Annotated in this window: 2 protein-coding genes and 1 pseudogene; 1 reads left to right on the forward strand and 2 read right to left on the reverse strand. The window is 54.0% G+C overall.

The window, feature by feature from the left end; translation table 11 throughout:
* Nucleotides 1–554 precede the first annotated feature (554 nt).
* Complete coding sequence (locus tag CQ015_RS18510; RefSeq protein WP_181150465.1) at nucleotides 555–1,184, reverse strand: Fic family protein; 630 nt, start codon at nucleotides 1,182–1,184, stop codon at nucleotides 555–557.
* A gap of 656 nt (nucleotides 1,185–1,840) precedes the next feature.
* Nucleotides 1,841–2,074: a hypothetical protein gene (locus CQ015_RS18515; RefSeq protein WP_105650845.1), complete on the reverse strand. Its 234-nt coding sequence runs from the start codon at nucleotides 2,072–2,074 to the stop codon at nucleotides 1,841–1,843.
* Between CQ015_RS18515 and CQ015_RS18520 the strand changes: the two are divergent.
* Nucleotides 2,018–2,734: pseudogene (locus CQ015_RS18520) on the forward strand (IS1249 family transposase); the annotation flags it as partial. The gene CQ015_RS18515 and the pseudogene CQ015_RS18520 sit on opposite strands and share 57 nt — an antisense overlap.
* Between the last annotated feature and the right edge of the window lie 327 nt (nucleotides 2,735–3,061).

Consider the following 3,061-nt stretch of genomic DNA (forward strand, 5'->3'; position numbering starts at 1 on the left):
TTCTGGGGATTATCACCGAATTTTGTACCGGTTTTTGTTCCGGCCTTGTTTCGGCGACAGATAAAAACTATACACAGATTTGCGGGATGTTTCAAATCGGGAGGCCCTTTTCCGAGGTGACCGTGCACACAGGAAAACCGTTCGCACGATTATGGCTTTCTGAGCATGCCTGTCGCGTAGTCGTCCAGGATTCTAAGTACTCCCACACTCGGCCATGCCCTGTTCCTTTTCTGCCCTGACCGCTCAAACAATATTCCATGCTCAGCCGACTGATTCAAGGCGCGCAGTGCGCTGGTATTCGAAGTTTTCAGTAGCTTCGAAACTAGCTACGTATGCATCACCGATATGCGCTCATGAACGGAAGCAGCTTCCAGGCAGTTGACTGCGAACGCAGCACTTGGAGCTTCTCCCGTGCGGATCCCAGGTCCGATGCCAAATGAGCAATGTGGACAATCCCGATGGAAGCTGCGTACAAGGTAGCTTCAACGAATTCCTCTAGGATTGGCGACGCATTACCATCACGGTACCGAGAAAGCGCCTCGGAGTATCTAGCCCTATTGCGCAACAGCCCGGCGGATACCGGTGCAGTTGTTGACTGGACCAGACCTCGCGCCCTTGGCAAGGAATGAACTAGGGACCCGTCCGGTACGACCCTTGTCGTCTACAACGGGATAAACCGTGTCGAACTGAGCATGGGCAATTACCCTCTGAAGGATGGAGGGCAGGTCCACGCGTACCATAAATGCGCACAAGTCTTCGATCAGTTCAGGTATCAGCGCCGACTGAGGGACTACATAACTGGCTCCTCTCGGACTCGCCCCGCTCGAACCCACCCGAACGAGCTGATCCCGATACGTTTCTGCATGTATCTCCCGCCTAGGTCGTCCCTGCAGTAGCTCTGCATGCATTTTCAATATCGCATCGCTACTAAGCTCATCTGCCAAAGCGAGCGCAGCTTCCATGGCTCGACCATTGGCTGAAACTGTTGATGTGTTCTGAGAACTTGCTAGTTGCAACTCGACAAGCGCTAATTGTCGAGCGTCGACCGTCAGGTTTTCAATCTGCGCAGACGAAGCGGATTCTGTTCTCAATAGGATCGAGGAGCGAGGCCCCAATGAAGCTGATGTCGAACCCAGCATGATACGGGCCTTGTGATCGAAGCTAATCAGCTCGTTGCTTGCCATTTCCATCCGTTGAACCAGTTCATCTGGAATGTCGAAATCTAATAGTGAGAATTTTGTCGGGACAGCTGACTCATATTCGTCTTTGTTCTTGGCTCACTTCGTTCTTGACGTGAAGGCGTCCTGTTCAGACAACCAGTAGTGTTCCTCATGGCCGAGGGCCGGGACCGAATGTGTAACGAGCGCACTATACTAGATACCTTTTAGATGTAAATGTAACTGAGAACAAGAGATAGTTACTTTTTCCCCTACCAACAGGCAATGCCTTCATTTGCATGCCCCGCATATCGTTTCGTCGAGGCTCATCATAGTGATCGACGTCGATACATCATCAGCCATGGCCAACAGCACCGGAGATCTAAGCACGCACAAGTATGCTAGGACCAAACGTCGTCTCCACGCCAGGTTGCATCGACTCCACCGTCCACGTAAATGGTCTGTCCTGTTACGTGTGTATTCTCGACACTCGCACGCCATAGCAATAACTTTGCAGTCGCGCTTGCCTAGGAATGATAGTTCAGCGGTATTGGAACGTTCGCATCCACCATGACGCGGCAAGGTTCAGTGGCCAACAGCTCCCTCGTCATATTGGTGATGACGGTTTCAGGTGCAACAGCGCTCAGCGCAAGGTAGGCCCCAGCCCAATTGGCCGTAGGGCTTTATCGACGCAACCGACGGCTGATGGATCCTTCAGAAGACGCGTAGTTCAAGTATTCGGCCGCCGGACCCTGCGCTTGCAGCTTGTCGCCAGTCCGCAATGCTTCTAGTTCATCGCCGGCAAGCATAGCGTCCACAAGTTCCGTTGAATTCTCTTGAAGGATGGCCATCAATGATACAACCACACCGCAGAAGTCTTCGACGAGATCCAAGTCGACGGTATCTACATCCGGCATGGCTGGTGCCTGCTGATCGCTATCGACCAACGGAACGTCATCGGATGGCAATGGTGCGACCGAGAAAAATCAGCGGCGTGTACAGCGTTGCTGAAGCATTTCCCTGAACCGAAAGTCGTCTTCACCGATGGCGGATCGGGGCTGATGAAAGCGATGAAAGAGTTCTGGCCCAACGTGAAGATCCAGCGGTGCCTGATTCATATCCAAGGCAATGTCCGTACCTACCTGACCCTGAACCCACGCTTGCCAGCCGGTAAGCCATTACGCAGTTTGAGCCTAAAACTCACGAATATCCGCACCCAAGAAGCAGCGGCCCAATGGATGGTCGCCTTCGCGGCCTGGCACGCCCAGCATCAATTCCTCATCAACGAACGCACCTAGGCAGCGCAATGGAACGGTGCGATGCCCCAAGGAATTCGCAGCACCCGCACCTGGTGGTACACCCATCACCGGCTGCGCAAAGCGTACGAGAACATGCAGACCGCTTTGCGACGCGGTCACCTATTCACATACCTGAATGAAGATCTGCACGGGCTAGGGATCAGCTCGACAACGACCATGATTGAAGGCGCGGTGAACTCCGGGATCAGAGCAATGATTTTCTACCATCGCGGGATGCCCATTGAGCATCGCCGGCGTGCTTGCGAATGGTTCTGTTGGATCCCACAGACAAGTCAGCCGAGGAGAAACAGATTGGCCCTGATTTTTATGGGACCGCTGCCATTGCCGAGGAAGGGCACTTCGCCAGGGCTGGCTGGGGTGGACGGAGCCGCTAGAGCCTCGGTTTAGATGGGGTTTGGCCGGCTGACACACCCGGGCAGACACCATTTATTGCCTATAGGCCGGTTAAAGCGCAAAAAAGGTCCCGCCTCGCCAGGCAGAACCACACACCCCCGCACACCCCCGCGGCTTAAACAGGTGAGGCCCCCACACCAACAGGTGCAAGGGCCTCAAACCATCATACTAAGTTAAGTCCGGCGGTGACCT

Source organism: Arthrobacter sp. MYb221, from assembly GCF_002979835.1.
Taxonomy (GTDB): domain Bacteria; phylum Actinomycetota; class Actinomycetes; order Actinomycetales; family Micrococcaceae; genus Glutamicibacter.

Bases quoted from the DNA above. Each gene is read 5' to 3' on its own strand.
- CQ015_RS18510 (WP_181150465.1), bottom strand. From the start codon at position 1,184: ATGGCAAGCAACGAGCTGATTAGCTTCGATCACAAGGCCCGTATCATG.
- CQ015_RS18515 (WP_105650845.1), bottom strand. From the start codon at position 2,074: ATGCCGGATGTAGATACCGTCGACTTGGATCTCGTCGAAGACTTCTGC.